Annotated in this window: 18 protein-coding genes; 6 read left to right on the top strand and 12 right to left on the bottom strand. The window is 64.0% G+C overall.

The genetic code is table 11. The features are described 5' to 3' along the window. Positions 1–16: 16 nt before the first annotated feature. The 3 genes from AWB68_RS09065 to AWB68_RS09055 form a co-directional block, all read right to left on the bottom strand. The gene (locus AWB68_RS09065; RefSeq protein WP_087644020.1) at positions 17–796 is read right to left on the bottom strand and encodes an N-acyl amino acid synthase FeeM domain-containing protein; all 780 of its coding nucleotides are present in this window, start codon (positions 794–796) and stop codon (positions 17–19) included. Between the two features lie 522 nt (positions 797–1,318). Beyond that, positions 1,319–1,741 (bottom strand): hypothetical protein, encoded by a 423-nt coding sequence (locus AWB68_RS09060; protein ID WP_087644019.1) that lies wholly within the window; start codon positions 1,739–1,741, stop codon positions 1,319–1,321. Positions 1,742–1,918: 177 nt separating this feature from the next. Continuing rightward, positions 1,919–2,908 carry an alpha/beta fold hydrolase gene (locus tag AWB68_RS09055; protein ID WP_087644018.1) on the bottom strand — a complete coding sequence of 330 codons (990 nt, stop codon included), beginning with the start codon at positions 2,906–2,908 and terminating at the stop codon, positions 1,919–1,921. Positions 2,909–3,053: 145 nt separating this feature from the next. Here AWB68_RS09055 and AWB68_RS09050 point away from each other — a divergent pair, with 145 nt between their 5' ends. Further along, positions 3,054–3,767 (top strand): lysophospholipid acyltransferase family protein, encoded by a 714-nt coding sequence (locus AWB68_RS09050; RefSeq protein ID WP_087644017.1) that lies wholly within the window; start codon positions 3,054–3,056, stop codon positions 3,765–3,767. A 26-nt stretch (positions 3,768–3,793) separates the two neighbouring features. Here AWB68_RS09050 and AWB68_RS09045 read toward each other — a convergent pair whose 3' ends face one another. Together AWB68_RS09045 and pcaQ are read right to left on the bottom strand one after the other, a co-directional pair. Further along, on the bottom strand, positions 3,794–4,162 hold the full coding sequence (locus AWB68_RS09045) for a response regulator transcription factor (RefSeq protein ID WP_087644016.1): 369 nt from the start codon (positions 4,160–4,162) through the stop codon (positions 3,794–3,796). 174 nt (positions 4,163–4,336) lie between these two features. Continuing rightward, the gene (pcaQ, locus tag AWB68_RS09040) at positions 4,337–5,275 is read right to left on the bottom strand and encodes a pca operon transcription factor PcaQ (RefSeq protein WP_087644015.1); all 939 of its coding nucleotides are present in this window, start codon (positions 5,273–5,275) and stop codon (positions 4,337–4,339) included. Positions 5,276–5,386: 111 nt separating this feature from the next. Between pcaQ and pcaH the strand changes: the two genes are divergently transcribed. From pcaH to AWB68_RS09025, 3 genes are all read left to right on the top strand, one after another. Further along, the gene (pcaH, locus tag AWB68_RS09035; protein WP_087644014.1) at positions 5,387–6,091 is read left to right on the top strand and encodes a protocatechuate 3,4-dioxygenase subunit beta; all 705 of its coding nucleotides are present in this window, start codon (positions 5,387–5,389) and stop codon (positions 6,089–6,091) included. A 3-nt stretch (positions 6,092–6,094) separates the two neighbouring features. Further along, a complete protein-coding gene (gene pcaG, locus AWB68_RS09030) occupies positions 6,095–6,685 on the top strand; it encodes a protocatechuate 3,4-dioxygenase subunit alpha (RefSeq protein WP_087644013.1) in 591 nt (196 codons plus the stop codon). Positions 6,686–6,759: 74 nt separating this feature from the next. Continuing rightward, a complete protein-coding gene (locus AWB68_RS09025; protein WP_087644056.1) occupies positions 6,760–7,077 on the top strand; it encodes a DUF2288 domain-containing protein in 318 nt (105 codons plus the stop codon). On the opposite strand, the gene AWB68_RS09020 is transcribed toward AWB68_RS09025, so the two are convergent. Both AWB68_RS09020 and AWB68_RS09015 read right to left on the bottom strand, forming a co-directional pair. Beyond that, a complete protein-coding gene (locus tag AWB68_RS09020) occupies positions 7,070–8,110 on the bottom strand; it encodes a potassium channel family protein (protein WP_087644055.1) in 1,041 nt (346 codons plus the stop codon). The two genes, AWB68_RS09025 and AWB68_RS09020, sit on opposite strands and share 8 nt — an antisense overlap. A 154-nt stretch (positions 8,111–8,264) precedes the next feature. Continuing rightward, positions 8,265–9,338, bottom strand: coding sequence for an AI-2E family transporter (locus AWB68_RS09015; protein WP_087644012.1), 1,074 nt, complete (start codon positions 9,336–9,338; stop codon positions 8,265–8,267). Between the two features lie 189 nt (positions 9,339–9,527). Here AWB68_RS09015 and AWB68_RS09010 point away from each other — a divergent pair, with 189 nt between their 5' ends. Then, positions 9,528–10,058 carry an OmpA family protein gene (locus AWB68_RS09010; protein ID WP_087644011.1) on the top strand — a complete coding sequence of 177 codons (531 nt, stop codon included), beginning with the start codon at positions 9,528–9,530 and terminating at the stop codon, positions 10,056–10,058. On the opposite strand, the gene AWB68_RS09005 is transcribed toward AWB68_RS09010, so the two are convergent. The 3 genes from AWB68_RS09005 to AWB68_RS08995 are packed head-to-tail and all read right to left on the bottom strand — an operon-like array spanning position 10,042 to position 14,879. Further along, positions 10,042–12,051: an acetyl/propionyl/methylcrotonyl-CoA carboxylase subunit alpha gene (locus tag AWB68_RS09005; protein WP_087644010.1), complete on the bottom strand. Its 2,010-nt coding sequence runs from the start codon at positions 12,049–12,051 to the stop codon at positions 10,042–10,044. The genes AWB68_RS09010 and AWB68_RS09005 overlap by 17 nt on opposite strands. Before the next feature lie 25 nt (positions 12,052–12,076). Further along, positions 12,077–13,684: a carboxyl transferase domain-containing protein gene (locus AWB68_RS09000; protein ID WP_087644009.1), complete on the bottom strand. Its 1,608-nt coding sequence runs from the start codon at positions 13,682–13,684 to the stop codon at positions 12,077–12,079. 13 nt (positions 13,685–13,697) lie between these two features. Further along, complete coding sequence (locus tag AWB68_RS08995; RefSeq protein ID WP_087644008.1) at positions 13,698–14,879, bottom strand: isovaleryl-CoA dehydrogenase; 1,182 nt, start codon at positions 14,877–14,879, stop codon at positions 13,698–13,700. Positions 14,880–15,049: 170 nt separating this feature from the next. On the opposite strand from AWB68_RS08995, the gene AWB68_RS08990 reads away from it, so the two are divergent. Next, positions 15,050–15,769: a TetR/AcrR family transcriptional regulator gene (locus AWB68_RS08990; RefSeq protein WP_087644007.1), complete on the top strand. Its 720-nt coding sequence runs from the start codon at positions 15,050–15,052 to the stop codon at positions 15,767–15,769. Here AWB68_RS08990 and AWB68_RS08985 read toward each other — a convergent pair. Next, on the bottom strand, positions 15,762–16,655 hold the full coding sequence (locus AWB68_RS08985) for an aminomethyltransferase (RefSeq protein WP_087644006.1): 894 nt from the start codon (positions 16,653–16,655) through the stop codon (positions 15,762–15,764). The two genes, AWB68_RS08990 and AWB68_RS08985, sit on opposite strands and share 8 nt — an antisense overlap. A gap of 99 nt (positions 16,656–16,754) precedes the next feature. Continuing rightward, on the bottom strand, positions 16,755–18,185 hold the full coding sequence (locus AWB68_RS08980; RefSeq protein WP_087644005.1) for an MFS transporter: 1,431 nt from the start codon (positions 18,183–18,185) through the stop codon (positions 16,755–16,757). Between the last annotated feature and the right edge of the window lie 66 nt (positions 18,186–18,251).

Here is an 18,251-nt window from a genome sequence, read left to right as displayed (position 1 = left end):
GCCCGGTTATTTCTAGTTACCTTCCATAAGCAACGTCGGAGGCCTCCGGGCATCGTACCGGTTCCCGCTCGAAAGATAAATCAGCCGCCCGCAAATCGATATCCGGGTGATGCGTCTGGAAGACGAACGGGAATAACGGATGACCCGCCTCTTCCCAGCGCTGCCGCGCCACACCCACTTCCCCGACCAGCACGCGATGCGGCAAACCACCCACATGTGACATCGGCATGAATTGTTTATCACCAAAAACATCTTCAAAAAGCATCGCTTCATATTCCCTGTCGAGCGGCGAGCGCGCGGTAATCACCATCCAGTCGATCTGATTCTGCTCGCAATATAAAAACAGCGATTTGAACAGCATCATTTTCACCACCCTGCCCACCGAGCCTCCTGCAACGCCGAGCCGCGTCGCTTCCGCGAGGCGGCCGGTGCCGAGCCAGTCCGGCAACTGCACCGATTGCTGCACGCCGAGCGGCGCGAATTCGTTGGTCTGAATCCGCATCGTGCCAAGCGGCGCCCCGTCGAGCTTCGATTCCGCAAGCAGGATCGCCGTCCCCGGCGCCCGATCGCAGGCGTCCACTGTCATTTTCTCGGCGAATTCCGGCAGATGACGCCCGTACGCCGACCGCCGCACATGAACGGCCTTGTGCAGGTCGCGTTCTGACGAGGCGATACGGATAGTAAACGGCATCCGTTCAGGTTTCTGGAGGGCGCGAAACGCAGAAAGCTCGGGACGAGCGATATTTTGTTGACGGCTGAAATCGACGGCTTCGGCTGCAAGGTTGAGTCGGTCCATTTTGTAAACCCCATTTTTAGCGATTGGATAGAAAGTGCCGCCCTCGATCAGGCTGAAAAGTGGCGCCTGGTGCGACGCGATTAGCGTCTCACGAGAAGGATTTCCGGCGTGCGCGATGGCAAATGTTTCAGAGCAATTTCCGGCGTAAATGCGTGGAGAATTAGCTCTAACTGCCGATGGCGGCACTTGCGCCCCAACTTCGAGGGTGGTGAGTTAATAACGGCTGCATTCGGTGCTCGACCGATGATTCGAGAAACAAAAAGCAACTCGCATGAAATAGAAGTGCAAGCGTCTGTTCAACTCGCGACAGCAAATTTAAATCGAAAAGCTTTAAAAGAAGGAAGCGCAAACGATTGCGTATGAAGAATGAGAGAAAATCATTCGCGGACATGCCGGAGAGCGATAAATATCACTGGTGAGATGGTTCGGGATCACTGTCCCGATCGAATGCGCCGTATTGCGCAATATGAAAAACGGCTCCGTAGGGGAGCCGTTCTGGAGGGAGCGAGAACGTCCGCGCGGTCAGTCCTCGTCGTCGAGCCAGGGAATGTCGACGTCGGTGATGAACGCGACCATCGCGAGCGGCCGGCCTTCCTGGCGGCCGATCTTGCCGTCCGCGCGCTGCCATTCGCAACGGAACATCGTGGCCGGCGTGTCGGCGAGCAGCGTGATGGTGCGCAGTTCGTCCGGGTCGGCGTCCTCGACGGGGCCGTCGAGCGACACGAGCAACTGCTGCGGCCAGATGCCGTCGGTGGGATCGTAGATCTTGTCGCCATCGTGAATGACGACGAACGCTTCGACGCCGATGGTCGCCGATGCCTCGACGATCATCTTGCCGAGCGCGCGCAGCACTGCCGTGGCGCGGCCCGAGTTTGCCTGCCGGATCGCGAGATCGCCGCGCGTCAACGCCTGCTCGAGCTTCGGATTGGTTTTCTGTTGCGCCATCGAATCGCCTCTTTGGTCTTGGATTCACCGTTCGACGGGCCTCGCCCGCCGTTGGTCGCAGGCGCGATCCTACCATTGCTGTTTCAAATGCTGCTTCAAAGATAGGATGCGCGCCGCCTGGCGGCAATGTTTTGTGCGCGAGGCCGGTCGTTCAACCTGGCTGCAACGGTCATGCCGTCAGGACGCCAGCGCCTTCGCCAGCGCCTCGCCGCCCGCGCGCAACGCGGCGACATTGCCGACCTCGAAAGTCCAGTGGCCGGCGGCATCGACGATGGCGAGTTCCGCGGCGGGCCAGTGTCCGGCGAGTTCGAACGCCTGATCGGCCGGGCACACCATGTCGAAGCGGCCGTGCACGATCTGACACGGCAGGTGCGCGATGCCGCCGACGCGCGGCAAGAGCGGCGCGGGCGGCAATTCGTTCGCCATGTAGTGGCGCTCGAGGAGTGCCATCGAAATGGCCGGCGCGTTGGACTCGCCGCTTTCCTTCTTGCCCTCGGCGGGCGCCTGGGGCGTTTCGGTTTTCTCCTGCGCCGGCTTGTTCACCACCGACAGCGTCGTCTCATATTCGGTCCACGCACGCGCGAGCCGCGTGCCGGCTTCGTCGAAACGGGCAAGTGGCGCTTCGGCGAGCGTCAGGATTTCCTGCGCGTCGCGCGGACGCCGGCCGCACGCCGTTTCGATGGCATCGAGAAAATTGCGGTGCGCCTCGGGGAACACGCGCCGCACGTCCCACAGGAACCAGTCGATGTCTGCGCGCCGCGCGAGAAAAATGCCGCGCAACAGAAAACCGAGACAGCGCTCCGGATGCGCGATGCCATACGCAAGCCCGAGAGTCGTGCCCCACGAACCGCCAAAGAGCGCCCATCGCTCGATGCCGAGCAGCGTCCGCAGTTTCTCCATGTCGCCGACGAGCGCATCGATGCCATTGTGTTCGAGCTTGCCGAACGGCGTGGACTTGCCGCAGCCGCGCTGGTCGAAGAACACGATCCGCCACTTCGACGCATCCAGCACCTCCGCCCACTTCAGGTTCATCGCGCCGCCCGGCCCGCCGTGGGCGACCAGCATCGCCGGCATGTCGCGCGGACCCTGCGCGCGCCAGTAGATCGCGTGGCCGTCGCCCACGTCGAGCATGCCTTCGTCGAAATCGATTGCCGCTTCAGCCGCCATATATTCTCCTGTGTTCGCCGGCGCGAGCCGTTCAGTCCGGATTGATCTGCCGCAGCTTAAAGCATCGGGCCAGACACGCGCCGCCCGACAAGCTATCCTTCGGGGGTCCGCGTAAACCCTCCGTCTTCTTTTGCAAAGCGTTTCAATGCCCCGAAATTTCATCAAGTGGCTGTTCGCCACCTATCTCCTTGGCAGCGGCATCGTCTGGTCGATCCTGATTCTGCCGCTGTTTCCGTTCGTCGGCCGCCGTGGCCGCTACTGGCTCGCGAGGCAATGGTGCCGCGCGGTGGTCGTGATGATGCGCGTGATCACGGGCGTGACGTGTTCCGTCGAAGGGCTGGAGCACTTGCCCGACGGTCCGTTCATCATGCTGTGCCGCCATGAATCGACTTGGGAAACGCTCACGTTCATGGCGCTCTTTCCGCGCCGCATCAGTTTCGTGTTCAAGCGCGAACTCGAACGCATTCCGTTCTTCGGCTGGGTGCTGGTCGGACTCGACATGGTGAGCCTCGATCGCGGATCGCCGCGTCAGGCGCATCAGGCGGTGACGCAGGAATGCGCCGCGAAGCTCGCGCTCGGCGATGCGGTCGTGATCTTTCCGGAAGGCACGCGCGTCGCGCACGATGCGCCGCTCAAGCTGGCGTCGGGCGGCGTGCGGCTCGCGTGCGCCACCAAGGTGCCGGTGGTGCCGGTCGTTCACGACGCGGGCAAGGTCTGGCCGGCGAAAGGCTGGCCGGACCGGCCGGGACACATCCGCGTGATCGTCACGCCGACGCTGCCGCTCGACTGCATCATCCCGCAGGAACTGAACCGGCTCGCGCAGGCGCAGATGGACCAGGCGCTCGCGGAACTTCGCTGAGCGCGCCGGCCTCGGAGGCGTTCAATTCAATAGAGCGGCCGCGTCTTGGCGGCGCACAAGCGATTCACCGCCGACAGCAGCGTTTCCATGTCGACCGGCTTTTGCAGATAGCCGTCGTAGCTGACAAAAGCCGGCGGATGCGGATGTCCCGAGATCATCAGGAAGGGAATCCTTGCAAGCGAATTGTCGTTCTTCATGGTCTGGCAGAGAAGCGCGCCGCCCAGGCCCGGCATCATCCAGTCGGAGACGACGATGTCGACGCTATGCTCGGCCAGGAGCGCGAGCGCGGCGTTGCCATCGTAGGCGCAGAGCACGTCGCAATCCGCTTCCTGCATGCAGATCGTCCAGGCTTCGATGGTGGCGGGGTCGTCGTCGACGAGGAGTACGGTCTTCATCTTCCCTACGGTTGAGCAGCGGTTGTCAGCCAGAGGCGCGGCGAAGCTCTGAATGTGACCACGCGAGACGAAGTTTGTTGCACCAGTATCGCGCGAAAATAAGACCTCTGCTGAAATCGTCGTAGCATTGGACGCACCCGGTAACTTGTGCTCCGCGCTGCCGCCTCGCGCCGGCTATTTCGTACCGATGCGCGCGCGTCCGGCCTCGCGGATCGCGTCGGTCAAGCTGTCCTCGACCGGTGTGTGCGCGGCGTCGTTGCGGCGGATCAGGCCGATCGGCTCGTCGGTGCCGGCGAACGGCATCGCGAGCGGCACGAGCAGGCCGAGCGCGACGTCGTGCTCGACGGCGCCCTCCGGCACGAACCACACGGCGTCGTTATGCAGCGCGAGCGCCCGCCCGAGCGAAACCGACAGCGTTTCGACGAACGTGGTCAGCGCGTGCGAGCCGAACGCCGTCAGCACGCTTTCCGCCGATTGCCGGATCAGCGTGCCGAACGGCGGCAGGACGACCGAAAAACGCGCGAGCATCGCGGGCGTGAGCGGCGTCTCGAAGGTCAGCGGATGATCGCGCCGCACGACGACCGCGAGCGGCTCGCGATAGATCTGCTCGAACGACAGCCCGTGCATGCCTTCCGGATCGGACACCCGGCCGACCACGAAATCCACTTCTCCCTCCTTGAGCCGCGTGAGCAACTGCGTGTTCGAATCCGTCCACACACTCACCGACACCGCCGGCCACTGCGCCTTGAATTCGGCCAGCGCGGGCGGCAGGAGCGCGGTCGCGACGGTCGGCAGCATGCCGATTGCTAGCGATCCTGGCACGTCGCCGCTTTCGCGCAACAACACGTCGACGCCCTCGCGCAGCGCCGCCACGCAAGCGCTCGCGTGAGGCGCGAAGAGGCGGCCTTCGCGCGTCGGCACCGCACCGCGGCGCCCGCGCTCGAACAACCGGACGCCTAGAATGGATTCGAGTTCTCCAATCGTCTTCGAGACCGCCGGCTGGGTGATCGAGAGACTGTCGGCGGCTCGCTGCACGCTGCCCAACTGCGTGACAGCCAGGAAGCACTGCAGGTGCCGGAATTTGACGCGCGTATTTGTGAAGTCGTTATCCATGACGAATCGTTATGGCTGGGTGCATAAAACATCATTTTCCATAACTTTGATGCTTCGTTAAAGTAGTCTTCAGAAATATCCCATTGACCTTAAAAAACAGGAGACAGTCGAATGACATCGCCGATCCTCACCCCCCGCGATTGGGAATCGCATCCGCCCTACTGCCATCCCGGCTACACGTCGTCCGTGCTGCGGAGCCCCTCGCGCCCGCTGATTCCGCTGAAGGAAAACCTGCGCGACCGTCGCGTGCCGGTGTACGGGGCGGAGGATCTGGGCGCACTCGACCACGACCTCACGAAGAACTCAGCGAGAAATGGCGATCCGCTCGGCGAGCGCATCATCGTGACGGGGCGCGTGCTCGACGACGGTGGCCGCCCGGTGCGCAACACGCTGGTTGAAATCTGGCAGGCGAACGCCGCCGGCCGCTACGTGCACAAGGCCGACCAGCACGACGCGCCGCTCGACCCGAACTTCCTCGGCGCCGGCCGCTGCATCACCGACAACGAAGGCCGCTACCGCTTCCTGACGATCAAGCCGGGCGCGTATCCGTGGGGCAATCACCCGAACGCATGGCGTCCGAACCACATCCACTTCTCGCTCTTCGGCGATTATTTCGGCTCGCGGCTCGTCACGCAGATGTACTTCCCCGGCGACCCGCTGCTCCAGCTCGACCCGATTTACCAGGGCATTCCCGAGCATTCGCGCGAGCGCCTGGTCTCGCGTTTTTCGATCGACACGACGCAGGAAGGCTACGCACTCGGCTACGAATTCGACATCGTGCTGCGCGGCCCGGACCAAACCCCGACGGAGGCTTGAACCATGACCACATTGAAACAGACCCCGTCGCAAACGGTTGGACCGTACTTCGCCTACGGCCTGTGTCCCGAGCAGTACAACTTCGATCTGAAGAGCCTCTTCACGCCGTCGATCGCGGATCGTGAAGCGGCCGGCGAGCACATCTCGATCGTCGGCAACGTGTACGACGGTCAGGGCAAGGTAGTCGGCGACGCCGTGGTCGAAATGGCGCAGGCCGATTCGACCGGCCATTATGTGCAGAGCGTGGCTGAAGCGCGCGAGTCGGGCTTTCGCGGTTTTGCGCGGGTGGGTACGGGCACTGACCCGAAACTGCGCTACGTCGTGGATACGGTCAAGCCGGGCAAGACCGGCGACGACGCCGCGCCGCACATCGACGTCATCCTGCTGATGCGCGGCATGCTGCTGCATACATTTACGCGCATCTATTTCGAGGATGAAGCCGAGGCGAATGCGAAGGATGCGGTGCTTTCGAGCGTCCCCGAAGAGCGCCGCGCGACGCTCGTCGCGAAACGCGAGCCGGATACGTCGAGCACGATCTATCGTTTCGATATTTACCTGCAAGGACCGAAAGAGACTGTTTTCTTCGATCTCTGATCGCGGTGCGTGAGGAAGTGCGTCCGACACGATGGTTTATAGTGTCGGACGCACAAATCTCCACATTTTTCGCCATGTCCGAAGCACAATCCCCTTCCCCGCTGTATCTCAAACTCCTCGCTGAAACCGCACAGATCGGCTGGTCAGAACTGGAGCGCTTCTTCGCGCGCGGCGTGCTGCTCAAGGTGGCGCGCGATCTCGATCTCGTGAGCGTCGCGGAGTCCGTCGCCAGCGACGACACGAAGCAGGTCGCCAAATGGCTCGCGGCCGGGTTGCTCGAACGCGTGCAGGCCGAAACCGCCACCGATTTCGCCGCACGCGATCCGGAATTGTGGGCCGTCGTCGTCTCGCCGTGGGTGTGCGTGCAGGAACGCTCGGGCGCGCCTAGCTGACGCTGCCCCGCCGCGACGACTGGATCAGCACGAGCGTGTCGCCGGCTTCGATCGCGACATGCGGGTCGTCGTAGAACTCCATCACCTTTCCTCCCCGCGCCAGTCCGACGACGATCGCGCCCTCCACTTGGTTGGTCATCTGCCCGACTTCCCCGGGCAACGCGAGGCGCTCGAGCAGCGTCACGCGCCCGCGCGCCGACAGCATGTCGGAGACGAACGGCACGACATACTGGCTCTCGACGGCGTCGGCGAGCAGCAGGCCGCCGATCTTCGTCGACGAGACGATCACGTCGGCGCCCGCCTGCCGCACCTGCCGCTGGAACACGTGCTCCTGAACCCGCACGACGATCTTCACCTTCGGCGCAAAACTCCGCACCGAGAGCGTGACGAGGATCGCGGTCGGATCGTCGCTGACGGCGACGATCACCGCGTGTGCCTCGCTCACCTGCGCCTGACGCAGGATGTCTTCCCGCGACGGGTCGCCGAGCAGGCCCGTCACCCCGACCCCCGTGGCCGCTTCGAGCACGGCCTCGTTCGTATCGATCACGACGATGCGGTGCGCATCGGTGCCGCTTTCGAGCAGTTCGCGCACGGCGATCGAACCGGAGAGGCCGTAGCCGCACACGAGAATGTGGTCACGCAGGTTTCGTTGCAGGCGCTTCATGCGATATTCCTCGACGATACGGTGGATCACCAGTTGATACGTGGTGCCCAGGAAGATGAACCAGATGATGACGCGGATCGGCATGATGAGCAGCGCATCGACGAGACGCGCGCGTGCCGTCACCGGGACGATGTCGCCATAGCCGACGGTCGCGACCGTCACCATCGTGAAATAAACGACGTCGACGAGGTTCATGAGCTCGTTCGTCTGCTTCGATGAGTCGCGCAGGCCATCGCGGTCGACGTAAAGAATCATGAACGCGAGCAGGCATAACGCGAGCACCATGTAGATGCGCCGCAGAAGAAGGCGCTGCGGCGAGATGGCCGGGCGGCTGAACAGCGTGCGCGCGTGCACGGGCCGCCACGGCATGCGGGCGTCGCGCGGCACGCGCAGGCGCGGTTTCGATGATGAGCGCGAGAAGAGCAAAGTCAGTAGCTCGAAGGATTCGGGGTCGCGTGATTCTACCGCCGCTTGCCCGGGCGCGCGATGCGTTCGCGAGTTGCTGGCCCGGAGCGTCGCTTGCCTATCGCACCCAATCGGTCCACAAGACGACCAGAATCGTCATCAGCGCGGGGCCGATGAACAGCCCGAGCAGCCCGAAAGTCTCGGCGCCGCCGAGAATCCCGAACAGCACGAGCAAAAACGGCAAGCGCGTCGATCCGCCGATCAGCACGGGCCGCACGAAATGCTCGGCGACAAACACCACGACGAGTCCGAACACCGCCACCCCGATCGCCGCCACCATCGATCCTTGTGCGGCGAGCCACAACGCCGAGCCGAGAAACACGATCGGCGCGCAGAACGGCAACATCGCGGCGATGGCGGTCAGCATGCCGAGCAAGGTCGCGTGCGGCACGCCGGCAATCCCGTACGCGATGCCGAGCAGCGCGCCTTCGCCGAGTCCGACCACGACGAGCCCCACGACCGTGCAGCGCACCGAGTCGGCCATGCGCCGCGCGAGCGTCGCGCCCTCGGAGCCGAACGCGCGCCGCGACCCCGCCAGCAGTTGCTCGCCGAGCTTCGATCCTGCGTGGAAAATGAAGAAAAGCGTCACGAGCATGAACCCGAAGACGATCAGGCCATGCGCGACACGGCTGCCAAAGTGGCGCGTCATCGCGATGAAGTTCGCGCCATGCAGCTTTTGCACCGCAGGCGACGATTCGAGCGGCATCGCGAGATTCTCCGTCCACCAGGACGCGATCTGGCGCGAGCCAGTGGGCAGGCGATTGAGCCAGTCGGGCATCGGCAGGCCCGAGCGCAGCACATCCTGGAACCAGTGAATCATGTCGCGCGCCTCACGGCCCGCCTCCGTCGCGACAATCGCGAACGGCACGACGAACAGCAGGCCGACGGCCGCCGTGACGCTGAACGCAAGCAGCAGTTTGTGCTTGCCGAGCCAGGGCCGCCGTTCGAGCCAGCCGAACGCGGGCCACAATGCGATGGCGATCACGGCGGCCCACACCACCGCCGGGATGAAGGTGCGCATGGTCCACAGCGCGACGGCGACGAGCGCCGTATAGAGCACCGCCGACGCTGCGCGTTGCAGGCGCTTCGCGTCTTTCTCTTGCTCGGAGGGACTGTGATTGGGTTGAATCATCGCGGTTCGTCGAAGGGCGGGGTCGGCGGGAACAGCAGGCATTGTATGTCGGCCTGTCGAGGGCGCGCAGCGTACGTGGCGCGCGTTTTGCCGGCCTTCCGCGCCGACTATGGTTCTTTACAAATCAGGCGAGCGCGTTCCCTATAATCGAACGACCTTGTCTCGAGCATCCGCTCTTCGAAACTGCCAGTGAAAGCCATCCAATCGATCACGAGCGTCTGCGCCTTCAGCGTTTTCATGGCCGGCTGCTCGTCCGGTCTCGACAGATCAAAGGAAGAAGCCGACAACGCCAAGGCTGGCGTCGTCGTCAATCCGGCCGAAGCCGGCGTCGAGATGCGCATGCCTGAAGCCGCGCTCTTCGACACCGACGAAGCGCGGATCCGCCCCGACAGCATTGCGATGCTCGACCGCACCGCCGTGCTGCTCAAGCGCAGCACGCGCCCCGTCCTGATCGAAGGCCACACCGACAATGAAGGATCGCGCGCCTACAACGACGCGCTTTCGTCAGCGCGTGCCGAAGCGGTCGCCGACGCACTGGTCGCACGCGGCGTGCCTGCTGCAAGAATCAGGACGAAGGGGATGGCCTACACGCGGCCGATCGCCAGCAACGACACGCCCGACGGGCGTGCGTTGAACCGGCGGGTGGAGATTTTCGTGAAGACCGAGACAACGGAAACGCTCATCGGGCCTCAGAAAGGGCCGCTCAACTGGCTTCCATGACGAGCAACTGGGCGCCGTCGGCCACCTGATCGCCGACGCTGAAGAGGATTTCGCCGACCTTGCCAGTCGAAGGCGCGACGATCGTGTGCTCCATCTTCATCGCCTCCATCACGAGCAGCGGCGCGCCCTTCTCCACCAACGCGCCCGTTTCCACCAGCACCGCAATCACCTTGCCGGGCATCGGCGCGGTGAGCCGCCCTACGTGTTCCGCGTCGGCGGCATGCGCCATCAGGTTCTGCCATTCGAACGCCAGCGACGCGCCCTGATAGAACACGTGGAAGACGTCGCCGTCGACGAACACGCGGCCCTTGATCAGCGATTCGTCGAGCAGCACCGCGAGCGTGTGCGGCTCGGCGGCATGCGACCAGTCGAAACGCACGTTCTCGCCGAGCAGTTCGAGGCGCTTGTCGTCGGCGTGACCGGAGGTCGATTCGCGGGTGAAGACGGCTTGCAGCGCTTCGTCCGTTTCGATGGCGCGCCAGTTCAGGTCCTGGGCGTAGCCGCCGCTCATGCGCCAGTGCGACAGCGCATCCCACGGCGAATTGCCATGCGCCTCGCCGCCTTCGCGCGCCAGCAACGCCGCGCAGGCGAGCGCGAGCGCTTCCTTTTGCGGCACGGTGGACGGCGCAAAGAGCGTGTCGTGATGACGCTCGATCAGGCCGGTATCGAGATCGCCCTGCGTGAACGGCTCGCTCGCGACGATGCGCTGAAGGAACTCGACGTTCGTATGCGGCCCGACCACTTCACATTCACGCAGCGCACGCGACATGCGCGCGAGCGCATCGGCGCGGTCGCGGCCATGCACGATCAGCTTCGCGATCATCGGATCGTAGAACGGCGTGATGGTGTCGCCTTCGCGCACGCCGCTGTCGATGCGCACGTTGCCTTCGAGCGTGAATTCCACCGCCGCCGGCATGCGCAGATGCTTGAGCGTACCCGTCGACGGCAAGAATCCGCGCGACGGATTTTCAGCGTAGACGCGCGCTTCGATGGCGTGGCCTTCGACCTTGAGTTCTTGCTGAGTCAGAGGCAGCGGTTCGCCCGCTGCGACCTTGAGCTGCCATTCCACCAGATCGAGACGCGTGACCATCTCCGTCACCGGATGCTCGACTTGCAGCCGCGTGTTCATCTCCATGAAGTAGAACTGGCCGTCCTGCGTCATGATGAACTCGACCGTGCCAGCGCCGACGTAGTTCACCGCGCGCGCGGCGGCGACCGCCGCTTCGCCCATCGCGCGGCGCACTTCGTCGGGCAGGCCCGGTGCGGGCGCTTCTTCCAGCACTTTCTGGTGACGGCGCTGGACGGAGCAGTCGCGGTCGAAGAGATAGACGGCGCCGCCGTGCTTGTCGGCGAACACCTGCACTTCGACGTGGCGCGGACGCAGCAGATACTTTTCGATCAGCACGCGATCGTTGCCGAAGCTGCTCGCCGCCTCGCGCTTGCAAGAGACCAATGCCGCCGCGAAGTCCGCGCTCTTTTCCACGACGCGCATGCCCTTGCCGCCGCCGCCCGCGCTCGCCTTGAGCAGCACCGGATAGCCGATGCGGTCCGCTTCGCGTTGCAGCAACGCAGGGTCCTGGTCGTCGCCGTGATAGCCCGGCACCAGCGGCACCGACGCCGATTGCATCAGCGCCTTGGCCGCCGCCTTCGAGCCCATCGCCGAGATGGCCTCGACCGGCGGTCCGATGAACACGATGCCCGCCTTGTCGCAGGCGCGGGCGAAGTCCTCGTTCTCGGAGAGGAAGCCGTAGCCCGGGTGGATCGCTTGCGCGCCGGTTTTCAGCGCGGCATCGATGATGCGTTCGATGCGCAGATAGCTCTCGCCCGCAGCCGATCCGCCGACGTGAACCGCTTCGTCGCAGACGGCGACGTGCTTCGCTTTCGCATCGGCGTCGGAATAGACGGCGACGCTGCCGACGCCAAGTCGCTTCGCGGTAGCGGCAACGCGGCACGCGATCTCGCCGCGGTTCGCGATCAGAATTTTATTGAACATGGGAGAGCCTGAGTCGTAGAGGAATTCACATCCGGAACACGCCAAACCGCGTGTCCTCGATCGGCGCGTTCATCGTCGCGGCGAGCCCGAGGCCCAGCACGTCGCGGGTCTGCGCGGGGTCGATCACGCCGTCGTCCCAGAGGCGCGCGCTCGCGTAATACGGATGGCCCTGAACCTCGTACTGCTCGCGGATCGGCGCCTTGAACGCTTCCTCATCCTCCTTCGACCAGTTCCCACCCTTGCCTTCGATGCCGTCGCGACGCACAGTCGCCAGGACGGAGGCCGCCTGCTCGCCGCCCATCACCGAAATGCGCGCGTTCGGCCACATCCACAGGAAGCGCGGCGAATACGCACGGCCGCACATGCCATAGTTACCCGCGCCAAACGACCCGCCGATGATCACCGTGAACTTCGGCACCTTCGCCGTTGCAACCGCCGTCACCATCTTCGCGCCGTTTCTCGCGATGCCTTCGTTCTCGTACTTGCGCCCGACCATGAAGCCCGTGATGTTCTGCAGGAATACGAGCGGAATCTTGCGCTGGCAGCACAATTCGATGAAATGCGCGCCCTTCAGCGCCGACTCGGAAAACAGAATGCCGTTGTTCGCGATGATCCCGACCGGATGGCCCCAGATATGCGCGAAACCGCAGACGAGCGTCGTGCCGTAGCGGGCCTTGAATTCGTCGAAGGCGGAATCGTCGACGATGCGCGCGATCACTTCGCGCACATCGAACGGCTTGCGGGTATCGACCGGAATCACGCCGTAGACGCTTCGCGGGTCATAACGCGGCGGCAACGGCTCCCTCAACGCAAGCGGCGTCGGCTTCACGAGATTCAAATTGCCGACGATGCTGCGCGCAATGCCCAACGCATGCGCATCGTTCTGCGCCAGATGATCGACGACGCCCGACAGGCGCGTATGCACGTCGCCGCCGCCGAGATCCTCGGCGCTGACTTCCTCGCCGGTTGCCGCCTTGACCAGCGGCGGCCCGCCCAGAAAAATCGTGCCCTGATTCTTGACGATGATCGATTCGTCGCTCATCGCGGGCACGTAGGCGCCGCCCGCCGTGCACGAGCCCATGACCACGGCGATCTGCGCGATGCCCTGCGCCGACATATTCGCTTGGTTGTAGAAGATGCGGCCGAAGTGATCGCGATCGGGGAACACGTCGTCCTGATTCGGCAGGTTCGCACCGCCCGAATCGACGAGATAGACGCACGGCAGGCGGTTCTGCTCGGCGATTTCCTGCGCTCGAAGGTGCTTCTTCACCGTCATCGGATAGTACGTGCCGCCCTTGACCGTCGCATCGTTGCAGACGATCACGCACTCCTGCCCCGCGATGCGGCCGATGCCCGTGATGACGCCCGCGCCCGGCGCGTCGTCGTTATACATGCCGTAGGCCGCGAGTTGCGACAGTTCGAGGAATGGCGTGCCCGGATCGAGCAGTTGCGCGATGCGGTCGCGCGGCAGCAGCTTGTTGCGCCCGACGTGCTTGTCGCGGGCCGCCTGTCCGCCGCCGAGCGCGACCTTCGCGACTTTTTCCTTCAGGTCCGCGACGACGGCTTCGAGCGCCGCCGCATTGGCGCGGAATTCTTCTCCGCGCGGATTCAGTTTCGTTTCGATGATCGGCATGTCGTGTGCTCGCTCAAGCCGTTTCGGCAAACAGTTCGCGGCCGATCAGCATGCGGCGGATCTCGCTCGTGCCCGCGCCGATTTCATAGAGCTTCGCATCGCGCCACAGACGCCCGACCGGGTATTCGTTGATGTAGCCGTTGCCGCCGAGAATCTGGATTGCTTCGCCGGCCATCCACGTGGCCTTCTCCGCCGTGTAGAGAATCACGCCCGCGCAGTCCTTGCGAACCTGGCGCACGTGACCCGAGCCGAGCGTATCGAGCTGGCGTCCGACCGCGTACAGATACGCGCGGCACGCCTGCAGCGTCGTGTAGAGGTCGGCGACCTTGCCCTGGATCAGCTGGAACTCGCCGATCGCCTGCCCGAACTGCTTGCGGTCGTGGATATAAGGCACGACCGCGTCCATGCACGCGAGCATGATGCCGGTGGGTCCGCCCGCCAGCACGGCGCGTTCGTAGTCGAGCCCGCTCATCAGCACCTTGGTGCCGCCGTTCAGTTGCCCGAGGATGTTTTCCTTCGGCACTTCGACGTTCTCGAACACGAGTTCGCCCGTATGCGAGCCGCGCATGCCGAGCTTGTCGAGCTTCTGCGCGACGGAAAAGCCCTTCACGCCCTTCTCGACGATGAACGCCGTGATGCCGCGCGGGCCGGCTTCGATGTCGGTCTTCGCGTAGACGACGAGCGTGTCGCAATCCGGGCCGTTGGTGATCCACATCTTGGTGCCGTTGAGCACATAGTGGTCGCCCTTTTCATCGGCGCGCAGCTTCATGCTGACGACGTCCGAACCCGCGTTCGGCTCGCTCATCGCGAGCGCGCCGACGTGTTCGCCCGACACAAGCTTCGGCAAGTACTTGCGCTTCTGCGCCTCGGTGCCGTTGCGGTGGATCTGGTTCACGCACAGGTTCGAATGCGCGCCATACGACAACCCGACCGACGCCGACGCCCGCGAAATTTCCTCCATCGCGACCATGTGCGCGGTGTAGCCCATGTTCGCGCCGCCGTATTCCTCGGAAACCGTCATGCCGAGCACGCCGAGGTCGCCGAATTTCTTCCACAGGTCCATCGGGAACTGGTCGGTGCGGTCGATTTCCGCGGCGCGCGGCGCGATTTCCTTCGCGCTGAAGTTCGCGAGCGAATCGCGCAGCATGTCGATGTCTTCGCCCAATGCGAAGCTCAGGCCGGGAACGTTACTCATGGGATGTCTCCTCCAGATTTAAAATGTTTTCGGCGCACCCTGAAAATGAGCCACGCTCACACACGGCGCTTGCTTGACGAATAGGGCAATTTCACGCTCAATTGCTCTGGCCGTCAACCATTTTTTGAGCTACGCTCACATTTATTCCAGCACACTGATGTCCAGCCGCCATGTCAGCCACTTCTTCCGCCACCGGCCGCCGCACACCGTCGGGTGTCAAATCGCAGCAGCGCGTGAAGGACATCCTTCAGGCCGGCCGCGACGTGTTCGCTGAAAAAGGCTACGACGCCGCGACCAGCGCCGAGATCGCGCAACGCGCCGGCATTTCGGAAGCGACCGTCTTCAGCTATTTCAGCGGCAAGCGGGAATTGTGCGCGCGGGTGATCGCGGATTGGTACGACGAAATCATCGACGCGTTCGAGACGGGCCTGCCGCGCGACGGCTCGGTGCGTCAGCAGTTCGCGTTCATCGTGAGAACGCATTTGCGGCTGATGCTGGTGAATGGCACCGGGCTGTGCTCGCTGGTTCTGTCGGAAGGACGCACGAAGCAGCACGACCTGAGCGACACGCTCACGGAACTGCAACGCCGCTATACCGCGCCGCTGATGAACGTGCTCGCCCGCGGGCAGGAACTCGGCCACGTGCGCGCCGACCTCTCGCTGCGCCTGATGCGCTCGCTCGTCTTCGGGCCGATGGAGCACGTGCTGTGGGATGCGACGCTCGCGAAGCGCCGGCTGAGTCAGGCTCAGATCGACAACACGGCGAACGAACTGGTCGACGTATTGTGGGCGGCGCTGCAACCGCCGGAAGCGAATGCAGCGGCGCTCGCGCAGTTCCGTCAGGACGTGGAAGAGGCGTCGCGCCGTTACGAGAAAAAGCGCGCTACTTGATAAAACGGCGAACGATGCGCGCAAGTTTCGGCACGAGCGTCGGCCGCAACAGGCGCGCGTCGTAGCCGCCCATGCGGCGATCGTTCTCGGCGAGACACCAATCGATCAGCGCCCCCGCCGATACCCCGCCGCTGACCGAATCGCCGACGTTTGCCGGGAAATTCATGTCCTGCGCCGCGCCGCTCTTGTCGAAGCCGCGCGCGAGCGACACGCGATCCCGGATCAGCGAAATCCAGACCCCGCAGGTCTTCGCGAGGAACCACGGTCGCCGATACCACGGCAGGCTGCGTCGATACCACGCGACCCAGTTGGCAAAAAACAGGATGTGGCGCGCTTCTTCCTGAATCACCGGCTCGAAGGTCTCGACCAGTTCCCCGGGAAAATAGCCCGAGCGACGCGCCGCTTCGAAGAGGCCAAACGCAAAGAAGCTGTCGATGCATTCGCTGTAGCCGGTGAGCATCCAGGCCCGCAGCGGATCGTCGGGCGGCGGATACGGCGGCTCGGGCGCGAGTTCGATGCCATAGGCCTCCACCAGTTTCGACAGCACGATCTTGTGGCGCGCTTCCTCTTCGCCGTTCATCGTGATGGCTTCGCGCAGCAGCGGGTCGCCGATGCTGGCCGCGTAGGTCGCGACGCGTATCGATGCGCGGCCTTCGGTCTGCACGGCGATGTCCCAGATCGGCAGCGACGTCACGCGCCTGAGCGCCGCGGGTGCGAGCGTCGGCCAGTCGATGACGGCGGGCTTGTACGGATTGTGCGTGGTCAGCAGCAACTCGCAGAACATCCGCTTGTGCTGAGCGGACCCGATCTGAATGTCGCCGGCGGAACGATACGTCCAGTGACGCATCGCATGATCCGCCTCGGCTGGCGTGAGCGTGTCGGACATGACGGTTTTTTGAAAGTGCGGGTAGTGCGGATTCTGGCATAAGGGGCGCGAACACGCATAGTTCCGACCGCCACGCACTCAAAACCGTTGATACGCCATCTAGTGCGAAATCTTCTCCAGCGCCACATCCCGCGTCTTCGGCCCCATCAATCCAATCGCCGCCATCACGATCATCATCGCGCCCGCGATGAACACGAACACGCCGGTCGAGCCGAATTCCTTCAACACGCCCGCAATGATGAACGACGTGAAAATCGCCGAAAACCGGCTCCAGGAATAAACGAAGCCGACCGCCCGCGCCCGGATGCTGGTCGGGAAAAGCTCGGTCTGGTACGCGTGATAGCTGTACGAGATGATGTTGCCCGCGAGCGTCAGGCACACGCCCATCGCGACGAGAAACGCCGCATTCGACGACTGGCTGAACAGCAGCCCGCACACTACGTTGAGCCCCGCCATCGCGACGATCACCGTCTTGCGCTCGAACTTGTCGGCGATGACGAGGCCGATTAGCGGCCCGACCGGCGCGGCAAGCGCGATGATCGTCGAGTACATGAGGCTCGTCGTGATCGTGATGCCCTGCTTGATGAGCAGCGTCGGCACCCAGTTCGCGAAGCCGTAGAAGCCGACCGTCTGGAACACGTTGAAAATGATCATCATCGTCGCGCGCTTGCCGTAGGGCGGCTTCCACATGTCGCCGAACGTACCGCGCGTCGAAACGGGCTCGGGCGCGGCGGGCGGCGGCAGCGGCCGGCCGTACTCGTTCGCGATCTTCGCTTCGAGGTCCGTCATCACGCGGTCGGCTTCTTCGAGCCGCCCTTTCTGCGCAAGCCAGCGCGGACTTTCCGGCAGATGCCGGCGAATCCACCACACGAAGAGCGCGCCGTGCGCCCCGATCACGACGACCCAGCGCCAGCCGTCAATACCGAACGGCGCGCGCGGCACGAGCTGATACGAAAGAAACGCGACGACCGGCACCGCCATGAAGCCGACCGCCTGCTCGCAGGCGAACGCCCGTCCGCGAATGTGCTTGGGCACCAGTTCCGAAATGTATGTCCCGATCGTGACGAGTTCGACGCCGATGCCGAGTCCGGCGATGAAGCGCCAGAGATTGAGGCCCGTCGCGGTGTCCTGGAACGCCATGATCAGGTTTGCGGCCGTGTACCACAGCAGCGAGTACGTGAAGATCGCGCGTCGCCCGAAGCGGTCGGCGAGAAAGCCGCACGCAATCGTGCCGATGAACAGCCCCGTGAACAGCGACGCGATGAAGCTCGCGACACCCGTCATGCCGAACAGGCCGACGGTCGTCGGCGTGAGGATGCCGCTCTTCACGAGCCCCGGCGCGACGTAGCCCGAGTACAGGAGGTCGTACAGTTCGAAGAAGAACCCGAGGCTCAGGAGGACGACGAGCTTCCACATCGAGCGCGTGGCGGGCAGGCGGTCGAGCCGCGCGGAGATCGTGCCGGCCGAAAGCGCGGCGGATTGGGAGTCGGCGTGCGCGCTCGGCGCGTTCGCCGCTTGAGGGGTTGCCATCTATTTGTCTCCTGTCGACCCGAGTTGGCGCTTTAGCGCCTTACTCGGGTCCCATGCAACTTGTTG

The sequence above is a fragment of the Caballeronia choica genome (genome assembly GCF_001544535.1).
Lineage (GTDB): Bacteria > Pseudomonadota > Gammaproteobacteria > Burkholderiales > Burkholderiaceae > Caballeronia > Caballeronia choica.
This window is presented reverse-complemented; position numbering and strand designations above follow the sequence as displayed.